The following is a 17,500-nucleotide window of genomic DNA, read 5'->3' on the forward strand; positions in this document are numbered from 1 at the left end:
AGATGTCATAAAAGCTTCATATTCAAGTCGGCCAATTGCATTCAAGAGCCCGCTTCCCTAGCCGATACCAAAGTAGATAACCTAATCAACTAACGCTACGTATACACTAGCGACACACCCTTACCATCGATCGCTCCCAGGAATAGCTGATGAACTGGTACTCGAAAAGCATTCTCAACCGGGTTCTTCTCGTCGTTTTGACGGCAAATCTAGTCGTCGCCGCAGTGGCGGTGATTTACCTGAACTTCTCCCTGAAAGTCAAAGATGACTTCAACAGTCTTGTAAGTACCAGGATGGTGAACGCCCTTGAAGCCCAGGATGTGCTTTCTGATTTCAAGACCCAGGTCCAGGAGTGGAAAAACGTCCTGATCCGCGGAGCCGACCCGGAACAACTGGACAAATACTGGGGCCGATTTCAGCAGCGCGAAGCATCAATACAGAGCCAGCTTGATGACCTGATTCCCCGAATTCAGGAGCCACAGGCAAAGTCACTGATGTCCGACTTCAAACAGGCACACCAGACGATGGGGCGTGCCTATCGTGAGGGATTCGAGGCGTTCACACGCTCAGGCTTTGATCCGAACGCAGGCGATGCCGCGGTACAGGGGATCGACCGTGAACCTGCCAGACTGATTGTAGATGCTGCAACCGCAGTCCGTGAAGATAGCCTTGTCCGGGCCCGAACCCTGAACACCGTTGTCACCGAGCGTAGCTGGCTGGTGGCGGGTCTTCTGATTGCCGCCATCATTCTGGGTACCATCGCGCTGATAATGATCCTTTTGTCAGGTGTGGTCCGGCCCGCACAGAAGCTCACCTCGCAGATCTCCCGACTGGGCGACGGTGATCTTTCGGATCCTGTAACCATGCAGCGGGCTGACGAATTGGGGCAATTGGCCGACGCTGCCCGAAGCCTGCACCGCTTCCTCAGCGATACCGGAAGCCAACTGAGCGAGAACGCCAGGCAACTGAACGATACCGGCGAGTTGATCCGCCAGAACGCCGACAGTGTCGTCAGCCAGTCTGACCTGGCCCACCAGCGCATTGAGCAGATTGCGACAGCCATGAACGAAATGTCTGCCACCGCGGAGGATGTGGCCAGTCACGCTGCCTCGGTAGCCACCGAAGTGAGCCAGACATCCGACGAGACGGCTACAGCGGATTCGCAGATCAACAAGGCGGTAGACAGCATGCGGCGTCTGACCGACCAGATCCGGAACTCGGCCGAAACCGTTAACCAACTCGCCAATGATGGCAAGAAGGTCGGCGACGTTATGCAGGTTATCCGGGAAATTGCAGACCAGACCAACCTGCTGGCACTGAACGCCGCCATCGAGGCGGCCCGGGCCGGCGACGCAGGTCGCGGATTCGCGGTGGTTGCCGATGAAGTCCGGAACCTGGCTGCCAAGACCCAGGAAGCCACCGTGGAAATCGACCAGATCATCGGCGCCATCAGTGGGGCTTCGCGGGACGCCACCGAGTTCATGCAGGCCTCAGGCGTTGTAGCTCAGGAAAGCAGCGAGGCCGTTGAAGCCGTACGCGCCACCCTGGCCGAAATCAACCGGCGCATGGGCAGCATCAACGACGCAACAACCCAGGTTGCTACAGCGGCCGAAGAACAGACCAGTGTCTGTGAAGACATCAACCGCAATGTCACGGATGTGGCCGAAACCTCCGAAGCCATGCACCAGGCTGCTGAAAACAACCTGCGCACGGTACCTGAACTGGAAGCCATGGCTGCCCGGGCCCAGGAACTGGCGGGCCGGATCAAGCATTAAGTAGTTCGGAAGCGGCTGGTCAGACTCCCGAAAGCCCGACCGGCCCGGTTACCCAGCACCAGCAATGCAGGTGTGAGCAACAGCGTCAGCACCGTAGCAAACGCCAACCCCCCCGCGATGGCACTGGACAGCTGGGTCCACCACTGGGTTGATGGCGCACCAAGGCCCAGGGAGGGCGTCAGCAGGTCCACATTGACGCCGAGGACCATGGGCATCAACCCCAGCACAGTGGTGATGGCCGTCAGCAGCACCGGCCTCAGGCGAAGGCAACCGGTTTCCAGGGCGGCCTCGTAGGCCTCAACCCCGTCCTTGCGCATCTGGTTGTAGGTATCGATCAGAATGATGTTGTTGTTTACCACGATGCCTGCCAGGGCAATCGTACCCATTCCCACCATCACAATGCCGAACGACTGACCGTTTACCAGAAGCCCGAGCAGCACCCCGGCGGTGGAGAGCACAATCGCCGAGAGAATCAGGAAGGTCTGGTACAACGAATTGAACTGGGTCACCAGTATCAACAGCATGAGGCCGATGGCTACCAGGAAGGCCGTCGCAAGGAAGTTTGATGCCTGCTGCTGATCCTCGTTCTCGCCGGCAAACTTCACCGAAATTCCCTCTGGCGGTTCCGGCATCTCGGCCTGCAGGGCCCGCAGCAGCTCATCCACGCGGCGCCCCTGTGCCAGATCGGATTTGATGGTTACCGTGCGCTGGCCATCCACCCGGACAATACTGTTGGTTTTGTCGCCGGGGCGAAGATCGACGAATTCAGAGAGCGGCACCTGGCCCCGGGAGGTATGAATGGTCTGGCGCTGCAGATGATCCAGTTCCCGCCAGTTATTCGGAACTCGCACCACGATGTCCACTTCATCCCGCACGTCTTCAGGGCGATAGGTGGCCAGTTTCAACCCGTTGGTCACCAAGCGCACGGCACTGCCGATACCCAGCACATCGGTACCGAAGCGAGCGGCGGCTTCCCGGTCAACCTGCAGCCGCCACTCAATCCCCGGAAGGCTGCGGTCGTCTTCGATGTCCACGAAACCACCGAGCTCACGCATGCGGTCTTTGATTTCGTCCACGTAGCCATTGAGACTGTTTGCTTCGCGGCTGCTCACCTGTAGCTCTATCGGTTTGCCTTCGGCAGGCCCACCTTCCTGTTTGCGGAATTCCAGCTCAACGCCCGCTATATCAGAGGTCATGTCGCGGAAGTCCTCGAGAATCGCGCTGGCCGGTCGCCGGGTGAACCAGTCGGTAAACTGGAATTGCAGAACGCCTATGACATCTGGCGCCAGTTGCGAGCTGGTCTGTACCATTGAGCGGGCGTACAGGGCCTTCACCTCGGGCATGCCACGCAACCGCTGCTCCACTTCACGCACAATGGCATCCCGCTCCCACACTGAAAGATCACCCCTCGCCCTCACCTGAACCTGGGCGGAATCCGGCTCCACACTGGGGAAGAACTCAACCCCATGGTTGAAGCGGGCGTACGCGGCGTAGATCACGGCGATCACGCAGAGCACACCAATCAACGTCAGCCCCGGTGAACGAAGTAGCAGCCCCAGTACCCGTCGATAACCCTCCATCAGGCGCCCCGAAGAATGCCCCTGCCGCGCCCGGCGCCCCCCACTGGTGCTGCCCAGCACGGGCAGGAACACCAGCGCCATGGCCAGGGAAGCAATCAGACAGATAATCACCGTCAGCGGCAGGAACTTCATGAACTCCCCGACAACGCCGGGCCAGAACAACAACGGCACAAACACCGCCAGCGTGGTTGCGGTCGACGCAATAATGGGCCAGGCCATGCGACTGGCCGCCTCGGCCCAGGCGTGCTTTACCGTCTGCCCCTCCGACAGGTTCCGGTCCGCCAGCTCCGACACAACAATGGCGCCATCCACCAGCATGCCGGCCACCAGGATCAGACTGAACAGCACCACGATGTTGAGCGTGAGCCCCATGCTCCAGATCACCAGGATGCCGGTGAGGAAGGCACCAGGAATCGTCAGCCCCACCATAACCGCCGAACGCGGCCCCATGGCGGCAATCACCACAATCAGAACCAGCACGATGGCGGTGAGCACGTTATTCAGCAGGTCACTGAGAATATCCCGGACTTCCTCGGACTGGTCCATGATGTAGCGGATTTCCAGAGAGTCCGGCAGCTCCGGTCTGGCCTGATCAATCAACTCACGAACCTGGGCAATGGTCTCGATAATGTTGGCACCCGAGCGCTTGGAGACTTCCAGCACCAGCGCCGGCTCCCCATTGATACGAGCGAAACCGGTGGGGTCCTTGAAGGTACGCTGGAGCATGGCCACATCGCCGAAGGTGACCACTGTGTCACCGTCCACCTTGATCGGCATGGACATCACATCCTCGATGGTTTCGATCACCCCGGGCACTTTCAGGGCCATGCGGCCATTGCCGGTATCCAGCGAGCCGGCCGCCACCAGCTGATTGTTGCGGGTTACCAGCGAAGCCAGCTGATCAAAATCAACGCCATAGCTCTCCAGCACCTGGGGATCGACCACGATTTCCAGCAGATCCTCCCGATCGCCACCAATCTCCACTTCCAGAACTTCCGGGATAGACTCGATGGCATCCTGGAACCGCCGGGCGATGGTTATCAGCTCCCGCTCCGACAAGGGGCCAGACAGACCCACGGACAACACCGGGAACAGGGACACGTTGATTTCGTTCACCCTGGGCTCGTCCGCCTCCTGGGGCAGCTTGGTTCGGGCGGTATCCACTTTCTCGCGAACATCCTGCAGCGCCTTGTCCGGATCAAACCCGGCATCAAATTCCAGCATCACCGAGGCATGCCCTTCCGAGGCCGTACCCCGCATTTCCTTGATGCCTTCCAGCGAACGCAATTCCTGCTCCATGGGACGAACAAGAAGGCGCTCGGCGTCCTCCGGGCTGATTCCGTCCAGGGTCATGGAGACATAGATCATCGGAATGGTGACGTCGGGGTTGGCTTCCTTGGGGATGGTCTGAAACGCGGCAATCCCCCCGAGAATCAGGAACAGCAGCGTCAGCAAGGTGGTCCGGCTGCGGTCGATGGCGGCAAAGATCAGTGCGCGCATGCGGTCTAGCCCCTGTTTTCAGCGGCGTCGACCGGCACGACCTGCTCACCGGTGCTCACGAACCCACCGCCGCGGGTAATCAGACGGATCTCATCCGGCAAACCGGTCACCCAGGCACCCTCGGTGGATACACTCAACAACTTCACTTCACCGAACTCGACACGGTTCTCACCGTTCACGTATTTCACACCGGGGCGACCGTCATCACCGAGGGACAAATAAGCGGGTGAGATAAACATCGCCTTTACCTCCGGCAATGCCACCCGCAGGCTGGCGCTGCCACCGGCCACCCGTTTGCGATCCGGATTCTCCACCGCGATCTCCACGGCAAAACTCCGGGTTTCGGGCGAGGCAGCGCTGGCCACAAAGGTCACCACGCCAGAAAGACGGCTGCCATCCAGCAAATCCACGCGAACAGACTGACCGGGCGCCACATTGCCCACCGATTGCTGGGGGATCTGCGCGGTAGCCTTCAGGCGATCCACCCTCACCAATTGAAACAGGGGGGAACCCACCTGCACCAGATCGCCGATATCCACCGATTTGCTGTTGATAATGCCGTCAAAAGGCGCCTCGGGAGTGAGGTGGCTGATGGCCTGTCGGGCACCGGTCAGCTCCGCTTCAGCGGCAGCAAGTTCGCTTTCCAGGCTCAAAATCTGGGATTCCGAGGCAAGGTTATTGGCGCGGAGCCGGCGGGCCGCCACCAGGTCCGCTTCCAGTTTCCGAACCTGGGACTGCCAGCGCAACACCGCGGCACTCCGCCCTTCATCAGCTATCGTAAGCAGCTTCTGACCCTGCTGGACCTGCTCACCCAGACTCACAGCCAGAGACTCCACGCGGCCGGGCACCTGGGCACTCAGCATCACCGAACTCCAGGGCTCCAACTGGCCCTGCAGCATCAGGCCCGGCTCATGCAGCCGGGCCGTCAGGGTTTCCACCTGCACCGTTGTAGGCTGGCCATCGCCGCTGTCCTGACGTTCCGGAGCCTCGTCACTGGCCACCTTCACCTCGCCAGTCGCCATCCAGATCACCATTGCGATCACGATCAGAAGTGACAGCCCAAGAGAACCCCATTTTGCTTTCGTCATTGAATGCTCACTGTTGCTGAATCGGAGGTTGGCAGAAAAAACCGGCAATTAACGGTTGCATCCGGCTAAAAACGTGGGGTAGATTCTACACAGAATCTTTTTACGAATTCAGAGCAGACTGTCGATTTTATGAATCTCAACGCAGTGATTGTCCTTGTGAAGCTTGTCCTGGTGGTCGTGGTACCGTCCGGGGGCTTCTGCGTGGACAAGCGGGTGAGATAGCGACAAACCTGACAAGACACCAGAAACCCCCGGCACCGAAAGGTCCCGGGGTTTCTTTTTTTACGGCAAAAGAAAAGGGAAAGACGACCATGAACGGCGCACAGCACATTCTTGACGCGTTCCACCGCCACAACATCAGCACGGTTTTCGGATATCCGGGTGGCTGCATCATGCCGCTATACGACGCGCTGGTGGACGATGTGGGCGTGGAGCATGTGCTGTGCCGCCATGAACAGGGCTGCGCCCTGGCGGCAGACGGCTACGCCCGGGCCAGTGGCAAGCTGGGCGTCTGCATTGCCACGTCGGGCCCCGGCGCCACCAACCTGATCACCGGCGTTGCCAACGCGCACCGGGATTCCATTCCCATGCTGGTGATCACCGGCCAGGTTCCCTCGGGCCTGATCGGCACCGACGCCTTCCAGGAAACCGACGTACTGGGCATGACCCTGGGCATCGTTAAACACAGCTACCTGATCGATGATGCCAACAGCCTGCCGACCATCATGGAAGAGGCGATCGAACTGGCTCAGAGCGGTCGCCCCGGGCCGGTCTGGATTGATATCCCCAAGGACCTGTTGCTGTCCGAAGCGGCCGATGCGCCCTTCCCCCAGCCTGAAGCCCGTGAAACAGCTTCAACCGACCTGACGGAAGCCCTGGCGATGCTGCGCGCCGCCCGCAAGCCCCTGCTTTACACCGGCGGTGGCATCAGCCTGGCCCACGCCGAGGAGACCTTCCGGGCCTTTGCGGAGTCCTCAGCCCTGCCGGCGGTTGTCACGCTCAAGGGCATTGGCAACCCCGGCAAATACAACCCCTACAACCTCGGCATGCTGGGCATGCATGGCTCCCGGGCCGCCAACAAGGCCGTCGACGAGTGCGACCTGCTGCTGGTCATCGGCGCCCGCCTGGACGATCGCGCCACCGGCAAACTGGACGGCTTTGCACCCAATGCCAGGATGATCCACATTGATGCTGATGCCGCCGAGATCAACAAATTGCGCGATGCCGATCTGGCCATTCGCGGTGATCTGAACCACATCCTGAAAGCATTGGCGGGCGCCTTGCAGGCCGAGCCACTGGCCATCAGTGAATGGCAGAAACAGTGCCGTACCTGGTACACCACCGGCGGCTTCCACGCCGCTGACAACGAAGAGCCCCTGGCCCCGATTACCGGCCCAGCGTTTATCCGCCAACTCTCCCGGATTGCCCCGGACGACACCGTGATCGCCTGCGACGTTGGCCAGCACCAGATGTGGGTAGCCCAGCACTACGACTTCGATCATCCGCGCCATCACCTGACCAGCGGCGGCCTCGGCACCATGGGCTTCGGCCTGCCCGCCGCCATCGGCGCCCAGTTTGCGGATCGCAACAGCACCGTCATCAACGTCACCGGCGATGGCTCTTTCATGATGAACGCCCAGGAACTGGCCACCATCCGCCGCTACAACCTGCCGGTAAAACTGATCGTCATGGACAACCAGTGCCTGGGCATGGTCCGCCAGCAGCAGGAGCTGTTCTACAACAACCGGGAAAGCCAGATAAACCTGGACGACAACCCGGACTTCGTAGCCATGGCCCGGGCCTTCGATATCCCGGCCCTGCACATCGAACGCACCGACCAGATCCGCCGCGGCATTGAAACCATCCTGGCCTACAACGGCCCGATGCTGCTGCACGTCGCCATCAGCCGTGAAGAGAACGTCTGGCCCATCGTAAAACCTGGCGCCAGCAATACCGACATGATCGACGAAACCGCCCGCACCGCTAAAGCCAGCAAGGAGCAAGTTGCATGAACGCGCAAAGCCAACCTTCGACACCCAGCTATACCATCAACTGCCGCATGACCCACGAAGCCGCCGCCCTGGAGCGGCTCTGCCAGGTGGTCCGCATCCGCGGGTTCCGGATTGCCACCATGGCGGTCGAAACCGCCGGCGAGCATTTGAATATCGCGCTGACGCTGGAGGGAACGCGGCCGATTGCCATGTTGCAGTCGCAACTGGAGAAGCTTCACACCGTTGCCGAGGTTGCCCTCGCGGCTGGATCTGTGGCCCGGTCTCGTTCGGCCTGAGACTTTGGGGGTATCGTCCTTTCCTAGCCTGAGGTTTGGCGGGCGTGGTCTTTCTGTAGCCTGAGATTTGGCGGGCAGGTACGGGGGTGGGGGTATCTTTTCTTCGGGGAAAACAACTCGCTGCGCTCAGACATCTTTTCCCTGTCAGAAAAAATACCCCCACCCCCTACCGACGGGCAGCAGCGATAATTCTAAAGGGAATATTTCGTAGGATTAGCGAAGCGTAATCCGACAAAACCCGTTGGATTACGCCTGCGGCTAATCCAACCTACAAAAGCACAAAAATCCTTAAACCGGTGAACCCGTGTTGCACGTCGGCGCGGGGTGGCAGGTGGATTTTTCGCCGGAAAAAGGTGTCTGAGCGAAGCGAGTTCTTTTTCCAAGAAAAACTCCACCTGCCACCCCGCAGGCCCGCCCCTCAACCAACAGGCTACAAAGGCGGGCTCTTCCGATTTACCAGGCTTTGTAAGGCAGGAACTTCCCGTTCATAGTCACGACCACACGGTCGCCCTTCGGATTCTCTTCCTTCTCGATGTCCATGGTGAAATCGATGGCACTCATGATGCCGTCGCCGAACTTCTCATGGATGAGCTCTTTCATGGTATCGCCATAGACACCCACCACTTCGTACAAACGATAGATCAGCGGATCCTGCGGAACAGCACCGTCCCAGGCTTTTTTGGGGCAGACCTGCAGGGCTTCGGCTATTGGCTTGTCGAGGTCGAGCACTTCGCACAGGGCGAAGGCCTTGTCTTCGGTGAGGCTGTTCATACCCAGGGCCGCTGAGGTGGTGAACACCGGGGATAGGCCGATGGTTTCGGCGATGGATTCCCAGGTCATACCCTTGGACACTTTGGCTTCCAGGATTTTTGCGGTCATCAGTTCTTTGTTCATCATGGCTGTTTCCTCTCTTGGGTTTTAACGTCAGGCATTCACCGCACGGGCGGCAGTCTCAGATTCGGATTCGGTTTCAGAGTCGGCAGACGCTGGCGTGGACTGGGCAACGCCTTTGGCGGGTTCGACGATTTTCGGGGTGCCGTCTTTTTCCGGCAGAGCCGAGCCGCTTCGGTTGACCAGGAAGTCCACCAGGTAGTCCCGGGTTTTGTGGTAGGCCGGGTTCTGGAAGATGGTGGCCCGGGCCCGCGGGTGCGGAATGTCCACTTTCACGCTCTCAGCGATGCGGGCGTTGGGGCCGTTCGACATCAGGAAGATGCGGTCAGACAGTAGAATGGCTTCGTCCACATCGTGGGTGATCATGAACACGGTCTGGCGGGTTTCTTCCCAGATTTTCACCAGCTCGTCCTGAATCACACCCCGGGTGAGCGCATCCAGCGCGCCGAAAGGCTCGTCCAGCAGCAGGAGTTCCGGCTGGGTGGCGAAGGCCCGGGCGATACTCACCCGCTGACGCATACCGCCGGACAGCTGGGACGGCTTGCGGTTCAGGGCGTGGTCCAGGCCCACCATCTTCAGGTAGCGTTCGCTGTGCTCTTTCACCTTTTCCTTGGACCACTCCGGCCAGCGGGCGCGCACGGCGAAGACGATGTTGTTCAGGGTGGTTTTCCAGGGCAGCAGGCTGTAGTTCTGGAACACAACCCCGCGCTCAAGGCCTGGGCCTTTGATTTCCTTGCCGTTCATCACCACGTTGCCGGCGCTGGCTTCGTCCAGGCCTGCCAACACGTTCAGGATGGTGGATTTGCCGCAACCGGAGTGGCCGATGATGCAAACAAACTCACCTTTCTCCAGGGCAAAGCGGATATCCTCGAAGACGGTCAGCTCACCGCCCTGGCCGTCCGGATAGACTTTGGACAGGCCATCTACTTCCAGGAATGACTTACTCATAACAGGTCTCCATTCGGAGGGTTGAGGCCGGCACCGGAAACCGGTGCCGGACCGCTCATTCTTTGTATTCCACCAGTTTCTGGGCCTTGCCCAGGGCCAGGTCGAGCAGCATGCCCACCACCCCGATCATCAGGATGGAGAAGATCACACTGGCCAGATCCAGGTTGTTCCATTCGTTCCACACGTAGTAGCCAATGCCGGTGCCGCCCACGAGCATTTCCGCGGCCACGATGACCAGCCAGGCAATGCCAATCGAGATCCGCATGCCGGTCAGAATGGTGGGTGCTGCGGCCGGCAGGATCACCGTAATGGCGGTGCGCAGTGGGCCGAGTTCGTGGGTGCGGGCCACGTTGACCCAGTCCTGCCTCACGTTCGCCACACCAAAGGCGGTGTTCAGAAGCATTGGCCAGATCGAGCAGATGAAGATCACAAAGATCGCTGAGGCATCGGAGTCCTGGATGATGAACAGGGCCAGGGGCATCCAGGCCAGCGGCGAAATTGGCCGCAGCACCTGGATGTAAGGGTTCAGGGCCTTGTACATCAGCGGCGACATGCCGATCAGGAACCCGACGGGCAGCGCAATGGCCATGGCCGCCAGGTAGCCGGTCAATACCCGGTACACCGAATAGGCCAGCTGGATGCCGATGCCCTTGTCGTTGGCGCCGGCGTCATAGAACGGATCGGACAACTCCGCCCAGGCCAGCTTGATCACCGCCGAGGGTGGCGGCACCCGGGATTCCTGCTCCACACCACCCATCAGCATTTCGTATTCGGTCAGTCCTGTCTGGGCCTCCGGGGGCTGGGTTGCCATTTCCCAGAGCCCCAGGGCCAGAATCAGGAACGACACCGACAGCAGTGCTGCCCGGACGTTCAGGGAAGCCATGGTTACACCCTCCCGATGTCGAAGCTGCGTGCGTATTCTTCGGCACGATCAGAATCGAACGTCTTGCCCATGATGGTGTGGGTCTTGTAGGTCTTGTCCGGAGCGGTGTAACCCAGTTCTTCCATGATCTTGCCGGTCTCGCTCGCCAGGTAGACCTGCTCGGCAATGCCTTTGTAGTCCACATCACCCTCGATATAACCCCAGCGCTTCATCTGGGTGAGGATCCACACGCCCATGGAGTGCCACGGGAACGGGTCGAAGTCGATGCGGTCCGGCACGTCTTTTACCTCGCCAAGGCCATCGGCGTAGTAGCCGGTCAGCACCTGCTGAATCACCGGAACCGGCTGGTTCAGATAGTTCTTTGGCGCGATGGCTTCGGAGATTTCCTTACGGTTATCCGGATTGTTGGAGTACTGCGTCGCGTCGATGATGGCGCGCAACAGGGCGCCGTAGGTGTTCGGGTTCTGGGTCGCGAACTGCTTGCTGCAGGCAAAGGCGCAGCACGGGTGGCCTTCCCAGATGTCCTTGGTCAGCATGTGGATGAAGCCCACCTTCTCCCAAACAGCACGCTGGTTGAACGGATCCGGTGACAAGTAGCCATCCAGGTTACCGGCGCGGAGGTTGGCAACCATCTCGGGTGGCGGGACCACACGGATCTGCACATCTTTGTCCGGGTCGATACCGTTCTCGGCCAGGTAGTAACGCAGCAGGAAGTTGTGCATGGAGTACTCGAACGGCACGCCAAACTTGAAGCCTTTCCACTGTTTCGGGTCGCGCTTGTCCTTGTGGTCGACGTGCAGCACGATGGCCTGGCCATTGATGTTCTCAACGGCCGGCATGATGAACGGCTCCGGTGTGGAGCCCGCGCCCATGGTCATCGCCAGGGGCATGGGAGTAAGCATATGTGAGGCGTCGTATTCGCCAGCCAGGGACTTGTCCCGGGCCACCGCCCAACCTGCGGTCTTGGTGACGGTCACATCGAGGCCGTACCGCTCATAAAAGCCCATCGGGTGGGCCATGATGATAGGCGTGGCGCAGGTGATCGGTACAAAACCAACGTTCAGCTTGGTCTTCTCGAGCTTGCCCAGGGATTCCTTCACCGCGGCCTTGGCCTTTTCCATCGGGAACACGCTGCCCAGAACGGCCGCCGCGGTGCCCGCGCCCATCATTTTCATGAAGGCGCGCCGGCTGTGTTCGTTGTGACCAAACACCGAGCGCACCACCGCGCCTTCGATGGCGCGATCCATCATCGCTTCTGAATCCAAATGCTCGTCAGCAACTGCCTGCTGGCCGGCAGAGGGCTTGAGATCGAGGGAAATCGACGGGGTGCTGTCGCCGGGTTTGCACTCGGGGCAGCCGCAGGTCTTGGCATGAATCAGGGACTTGTCACCGTCAAACGGGTTTCCAAGGCTTTTCGTGGTCATGGCGCACTCTCCTGGGTTTGGGACCTAAGTTTTGGGTTATTTCTGCACTCTCACGGTGCAACAAAGGTGCGGCTCGGGCCCGAGGCTGGAAATGGTCGGGTCGGCTCCGCGTTCTGAGAGAGGTATCGCAGGGTTTGTGCCAAGTCCGGTTATTTTTTTAACCCATTGTTTTTAAGGCATCAGGAATGAGGAGCCTGAAAACAGGAGAGCTACGACATTTCGTATTTCACGATTTTTCGTAGCCCGGACTGCGATTTTTCGTAGTTGGCACAGGGTTTGTTTCTTCCTTCGGGAACTGACTCAGGAAATCGCCATGAACACCGAAGCCATCATTCGCCCTGAAATCACCGGCAACTGGATTGACCATCTGCCAGAGGCTGCGCTGTTGGTAGATGCAGGCAGGGACCTGATTCTGTCCGCCAACAGTGCCATGGGCCGAATGATCGGCTCCGACCGGCAATCCCTCGTCGGAACGCCATGCACCCACCTGTTCACCGACCAGCGGCCGCAACTGATTGCATTCACTGAGGAAACCCTGTTTCGCAGCCACGGCTGGAGCCGGGATTTCTTCCTCCAGCACCGGGACGGCCACACCGTGGAACTGGAAATCTCCTCATCCAGGGTCGGCGAGGCGGAAACCCAGAATGTGCTGCTGTTGTTGAGGGACCGACGCCAGCTGCGAACCCTTCGGGAGCGCCACGATGCCAACCACTACCACCGGGGCGGCCTGCTTGAATGGCGTCGGGTGGAAGAACTGTTCAAGGACATGGAGCGGGAAAACCAGCTGATCCTGCATGCCGTCGGGGAAGGCATTTACGGGGTGGATGCCGAGGGGCGAGGCACCTTCGCAAACCCCGCAGCCGAGCGCATGCTGGGGTGGCGAATTGACGAACTCATGGGGCGGGTTCTGCACCGCGTGGTGCACCACTCCCATGCCGATGGCAGCCTGTATCCCCTGAAGGACTGCCCGATATACGCCGCCTTCCGCGATGCCAGCGTGAAGCGGGTTGGCGAGGACTGGTTCTGGCGCAAGGACGGCAGCGGCTTCCCGGTGGAATACACCAGCACACCGATCCTGGACAACGGGCATCCGGTGGGCGCGGTGGTTGTGTTCCGGGATATTTCCGCCCGTCAGGAAGCCCAGAAAGAACTGCAGAAAGCGCTGGAAGAAGTAGAGACCCTCAAACACCGACTGGAAATGGAGAACGCCTATCTGCAGGAAGAACTCAGCGCCGAGTACCACTTCCACGAAATCTTCGGCCAGAGCGAGGCCATCAAAGCCATCGTGCGCCGTATCGGTATGGTGGCGCCCACCGATGCCAACGTGCTGATCACCGGCGAATCCGGCACGGGCAAGGAGCTGATTGCCCGTGCCATCCACCAGTCCAGCAGCCGACGTGACCGGCCCCTGATTCGGGTGAACTGTGCGGCCATCCCCAAGGATCTGTTCGAGAGCGAGTTCTTCGGCCACATCAAAGGTGCCTTCACCGGCGCCGTCAGCGATCGCGTGGGCCGGTTCGAACTGGCCGACGGCGGCACCCTGTTCCTGGACGAAGTGGGCGAAATCCCCCTTGAACTCCAGGGTAAACTGCTCCGGGTGCTGCAGGATCAGCAATTCGAGCGGGTTGGCGAAAACCGAACCCGGGCTGTGGATGTGCGGGTGATCGCGGCCACCAACCGTGACCTGAAGGCGGAAGTTCAGGAAAAAACCTTCCGGGAAGACCTCTACTTCCGCCTGAATGTTTTCCCCATCGAATCCGTACCCTTGCGCCGGCGGCTGGAGGACATCCCCATCCTCGCCCAGGAATTCCTGAACCGCGCGTGCCAGAAGTTCAACCGGCCTCTGTTGGCCCTGAAAGAACGTGACGTTGAAACCCTGAAAGCCTACCACTGGCCCGGCAATGTGCGGGAGTTGGAGAATGTGATCGAGCGCCAGGTAATCACCGCCGACGGCCGGCTGGATCTGGACCTGCCAGGCCCAGAGTCCGCAGCCCGGTCCAACACGGCAGAAGCGCCGCCTGCGAGACATTACAGCGGCGAATTGATGACGGAGCAGGAGTTGCGGGAACTGGAGAAACAGAATTTGGCCCGGGCCCTCACCATGAGCAGTGGCCGGGTCTTCGGCGATGACGGCGCGGCGGCCATGCTGGGCATCAAACCGACCACCCTGACCTCGCGCCTGAAGAAGCTGAAGATCGACGCCAGGGAGTTCCAGGTCAGGCCGGAGTAATGCCCACCTGGTTCAGGGCATAGGTCACCACAATCCAGATCAGCATCACCAGCGGCAGGTAGCGACCAACCAGGTACATACGCCACTCCCACCAGCGGCTCTGGGTGCCCAGCACCGTTCGTATCTTCTCGGGCGGAATAAACCAGCAGAACATGGCGGCCCCCAACACCCCGGAGAAGATGATCACATTACCGCCGGCCACCCGGTCGATCACATCCAGCACCGGCTCCCCGGCAATGTTCCACTCCAGCGGGGTGAAACTCAGTGCCGATGCCGTGCCCAGCACCAGCATCACCAGGGTAACAAGACTGACGGCCTTGCCATTGCTAAGCCGGAACTCCTCCGCTACCGCCGCAATCATCACCTTCAGACCGGCCAGGCTGGAACTGAACGCGGCCATGAAAAACAGGCTGAAAAACAGCGTACCCACCCAGTAGCCGCCAACCATGTCCTCGAACACCCGAGGCATGGTCACAAACGCCAGTTGACTGCCCTCCGCGGGCTCCATGCCAAGACTGAACACAAACGGAAAGATCATCCAGCCCGCCAGCAGCGCCACACTGGTCTCGGTACCTGCAACAATCAGACAGGCCCGGGGCACGTGGGTCTGCCGGGGGATAAAACTGCCATAGGTCACCAGGTAGCCCTGGCCAATCGCCAGCGTGTAGAACGCCTGCCCGAACGCAAACGCCCACAGCTTGCCGTCCGCCAACCGGCTCCAGTCCACCTGGAAAAAGAAATCCTTGGTCTGCTCCCAACCGGGTGTGCGGCTGGCGAAAATCACCAGACCGATCATCACAATGATCAAAACCGGCATCAGGATCTTCGACATCAGCTCGATGGCCGTCACATCCTTGGCCAGGATGATTGCCCCCAGCACGGTCACCGCGAAGAAATACCAGAGCGAGTTATACCCGGCGGTAAAGTCACCAAACACTCGGAGATTGTCTGTTGCGGCATCCACCGCATAACCCAGGGTCCAGCCGGTAATCACCAGGTAATAGCTGGTAATGGCCATGGTGATGAGCACCACAAACCACCCGTAAACAACCCCGAAGCGGTTCACCTGCCGGTAGGTCTGAACCGTACTGCCCTTGGAAAGACGTCCTGCAGACACTTCCAGAATCATGATGGGCAAAACCACGACAATCAGCGCCAGCAGATAGGCCACCACAAAAGCGCCACCACCGTTCTCCCCCACCATGTACGGAAACCGCCACAGGTTCCCAAGCCCCACAGCCGCTGCGGCCATGGAGGCCACAAACGCAGGCTCGGAGCTCCACTGTTTGCGGGATTCCTCAATAAACTCGTGGCTCTTTCGCACGGGGGTTCTTTCTCCAATGCCGGGGACGTTCAATGCATTTAAGGCTAGCAAATCATGGCTTGGGCCGCATGACTGATATCAAAGTCACTAACTTCGCGATATCTCAGGGGGTATCTCGGCGTGGGGTGGCTGGTGAATTTTTCGCCGGAAAAAGGTGTCTGAGCGAAGCGAGTTCTTTTTCCAAGAAAAATTCACCGGCCACCCCGCAGCCCGCCCCTAGCCGGGCAGGCTACAACAAGAACCGATCAAATCAACTCGATGGCAACGGCAGTCCCCTCGCCACCACCAATACACAGCGAAGCCACACCGCGCTTCAGACCACGCTGCTTCAGGGCATTGATCAGGGTAACGATGATCCGGGAGCCGGAAGAACCGATCGGATGCCCCAGGGCACAGGCGCCACCGTGGACGTTGACCTTTTCCGCGGGGAGCTTCAGCTCGTTGATGGCTGCCAGGGTCACCACGGCGAAAGCTTCGTTGATCTCGAAGAGATCCACGTCGTCCACGCTCCAGCCGGCTTTCTTGAGCACCTTCTCGATGGAACCGATGGGCGCCAGGGTGAACTCGGCGGGCAGGCGTGCGTGGGTGGCGTGGGCCACGATGCGGGCCTGGGGCGTCAGGCCTCGGGCGTCGGCTTCGGCGGCGGAGGCCAGAACAAGGGCGGAGGCACCGTCGCTGATGGAGCTGGAGTTGGCCGCAGTCACGGAACCGTCTTTGGCGAAAGCCGGCTTGAGGTGCGGGATTTTCTCCGGTTTGGCGTTGCCCGGCTGCTCGTCGGTGTCGACTTCGGTGTCGCCGCCACGACCGGAAACGGTGACCGGAACAATCTCATCACGGAACCAGCCGTTTTCGATGGCCGCCAGGGATTTCTGCAGGGAACCGATGGCAAATTCGTCCATGGCCTGGCGGCTGATGTCGTATTTATCAGCGGTACGCTGGGCGAAAACGCCCATCAGGCCGCCTTCGTAGGCGTCTTCCAGGCCATCCAGGAACATGCTGTCCATCACCTGGCCGTGGCCCATGCGCATACCACCACGGGCTTTAGGCAGCAGGTACGGCGCCTGGCTCATGTTTTCCATGCCGCCAGCGATCATGATGTTGTTGGTTCCTGCCTTGATCTGGTCGTGAGCCATGATCACGGCCTGCATGCCGGAGCCGCACATCTTGTTGATCGTGGTGCAGCCGGAGCTGTCGGGAATGCCGGAAGCCCGGGAAGCCTGGCGGGCCGGGGCCTGGCCGAGGCCTGCGGGCAATACGCAGCCCATGATCACTTCCTGGACATCCGCCGGCTGAAGGCCGGAGCGTTCAATGGCGGTCTTGATGGAGATAGCGCCCAGATCCGGCGAGCGCACGGAGCTGAGGGAGCCCATCATGCCACCCATGGGGGTTCTTGCTGAACCTGCGATTACCACATCATTGCTGTCCATTTTGTTGTCCTCCTGATTGGGTGGAGGGCCCGATCAGGGGCAGCCTTTCCGGGACACGCTGTGAATACGTCCCTGTACGCTTGACTGCAGCATCCATGCTGCAGACAGTCCCGGAAAGGCTGCCCCTGCTCGGACCCCGAGCA

General features: G+C 60.0%; 12 protein-coding genes. 4 read left to right on the top strand and 8 right to left on the bottom strand.

Annotation, left to right across the window (positions count from 1 at the left end; all coding sequences use genetic code 11):
* Positions 1-149: 149 nt before the first annotated feature.
* Positions 150-1,775 carry a methyl-accepting chemotaxis protein gene (locus AC13DD_RS20815; RefSeq protein WP_008170578.1) on the top strand — a complete coding sequence of 542 codons (1,626 nt, stop codon included), beginning with the start codon at positions 150-152 and terminating at the stop codon, positions 1,773-1,775.
* Here AC13DD_RS20815 and AC13DD_RS20820 read toward each other — a convergent pair.
* Entirely contained in the window at positions 1,772-4,855 is a 3,084-nt protein-coding gene (locus AC13DD_RS20820; protein ID WP_482931680.1) for an efflux RND transporter permease subunit, read from the bottom strand. The genes AC13DD_RS20815 and AC13DD_RS20820 overlap by 4 nt on opposite strands.
* Before the next feature lie 5 nt (positions 4,856-4,860).
* Positions 4,861-5,943, bottom strand: coding sequence for an efflux RND transporter periplasmic adaptor subunit (locus AC13DD_RS20825; protein ID WP_092031723.1), 1,083 nt, complete (start codon positions 5,941-5,943; stop codon positions 4,861-4,863).
* Between the two features lie 311 nt (positions 5,944-6,254).
* Here AC13DD_RS20825 and ilvG point away from each other — a divergent pair, with 311 nt between their 5' ends.
* Together ilvG and AC13DD_RS20835 are read left to right on the top strand one after the other, a co-directional pair.
* Complete coding sequence (gene ilvG / locus AC13DD_RS20830; protein ID WP_482931681.1) at positions 6,255-7,955, top strand: acetolactate synthase 2 catalytic subunit; 1,701 nt, start codon at positions 6,255-6,257, stop codon at positions 7,953-7,955.
* Entirely contained in the window at positions 7,952-8,230 is a 279-nt protein-coding gene (locus AC13DD_RS20835) for an ACT domain-containing protein (protein WP_476157760.1), read from the top strand. The genes ilvG and AC13DD_RS20835 overlap by 4 nt, the downstream gene beginning before the upstream one ends.
* Positions 8,231-8,683: 453 nt before the next feature.
* On the opposite strand, the gene cynS is transcribed toward AC13DD_RS20835, so the two are convergent.
* Genes cynS through AC13DD_RS20855 form a run of 4 tightly spaced genes read right to left on the bottom strand, consistent with a single transcriptional unit; the run spans position 8,684 to position 12,376 of the window.
* Positions 8,684-9,127: a cyanase gene (gene cynS, locus AC13DD_RS20840; protein WP_053114755.1), complete on the bottom strand. Its 444-nt coding sequence runs from the start codon at positions 9,125-9,127 to the stop codon at positions 8,684-8,686.
* 27 nt (positions 9,128-9,154) lie between these two features.
* Complete coding sequence (locus AC13DD_RS20845; RefSeq protein WP_008170588.1) at positions 9,155-10,069, bottom strand: ABC transporter ATP-binding protein; 915 nt, start codon at positions 10,067-10,069, stop codon at positions 9,155-9,157.
* A gap of 55 nt (positions 10,070-10,124) precedes the next feature.
* Positions 10,125-10,952: a nitrate ABC transporter permease gene (ntrB, locus tag AC13DD_RS20850; protein WP_008170590.1), complete on the bottom strand. Its 828-nt coding sequence runs from the start codon at positions 10,950-10,952 to the stop codon at positions 10,125-10,127.
* A gap of 2 nt (positions 10,953-10,954) precedes the next feature.
* On the bottom strand, positions 10,955-12,376 hold the full coding sequence (locus AC13DD_RS20855; RefSeq protein WP_008170591.1) for an ABC transporter substrate-binding protein: 1,422 nt from the start codon (positions 12,374-12,376) through the stop codon (positions 10,955-10,957).
* Between the two features lie 313 nt (positions 12,377-12,689).
* Here AC13DD_RS20855 and AC13DD_RS20860 point away from each other — a divergent pair, with 313 nt between their 5' ends.
* The gene (locus tag AC13DD_RS20860; protein WP_482931682.1) at positions 12,690-14,606 is read left to right on the top strand and encodes a sigma 54-interacting transcriptional regulator; all 1,917 of its coding nucleotides are present in this window, start codon (positions 12,690-12,692) and stop codon (positions 14,604-14,606) included.
* Here AC13DD_RS20860 and AC13DD_RS20865 read toward each other — a convergent pair.
* Both AC13DD_RS20865 and AC13DD_RS20870 read right to left on the bottom strand, forming a co-directional pair.
* Complete coding sequence (locus AC13DD_RS20865) at positions 14,593-15,930, bottom strand: sodium-dependent transporter (protein ID WP_273070800.1); 1,338 nt, start codon at positions 15,928-15,930, stop codon at positions 14,593-14,595. The two genes, AC13DD_RS20860 and AC13DD_RS20865, sit on opposite strands and share 14 nt — an antisense overlap.
* Before the next feature lie 245 nt (positions 15,931-16,175).
* Positions 16,176-17,357, bottom strand: a complete 1,182-nt coding sequence (locus tag AC13DD_RS20870; protein ID WP_482931683.1) for a thiolase family protein — start codon at positions 17,355-17,357, stop codon at positions 16,176-16,178.
* Positions 17,358-17,500 lie beyond the last annotated feature (143 nt).

This window comes from Marinobacter sp. L-13 (genome assembly GCF_056857715.1).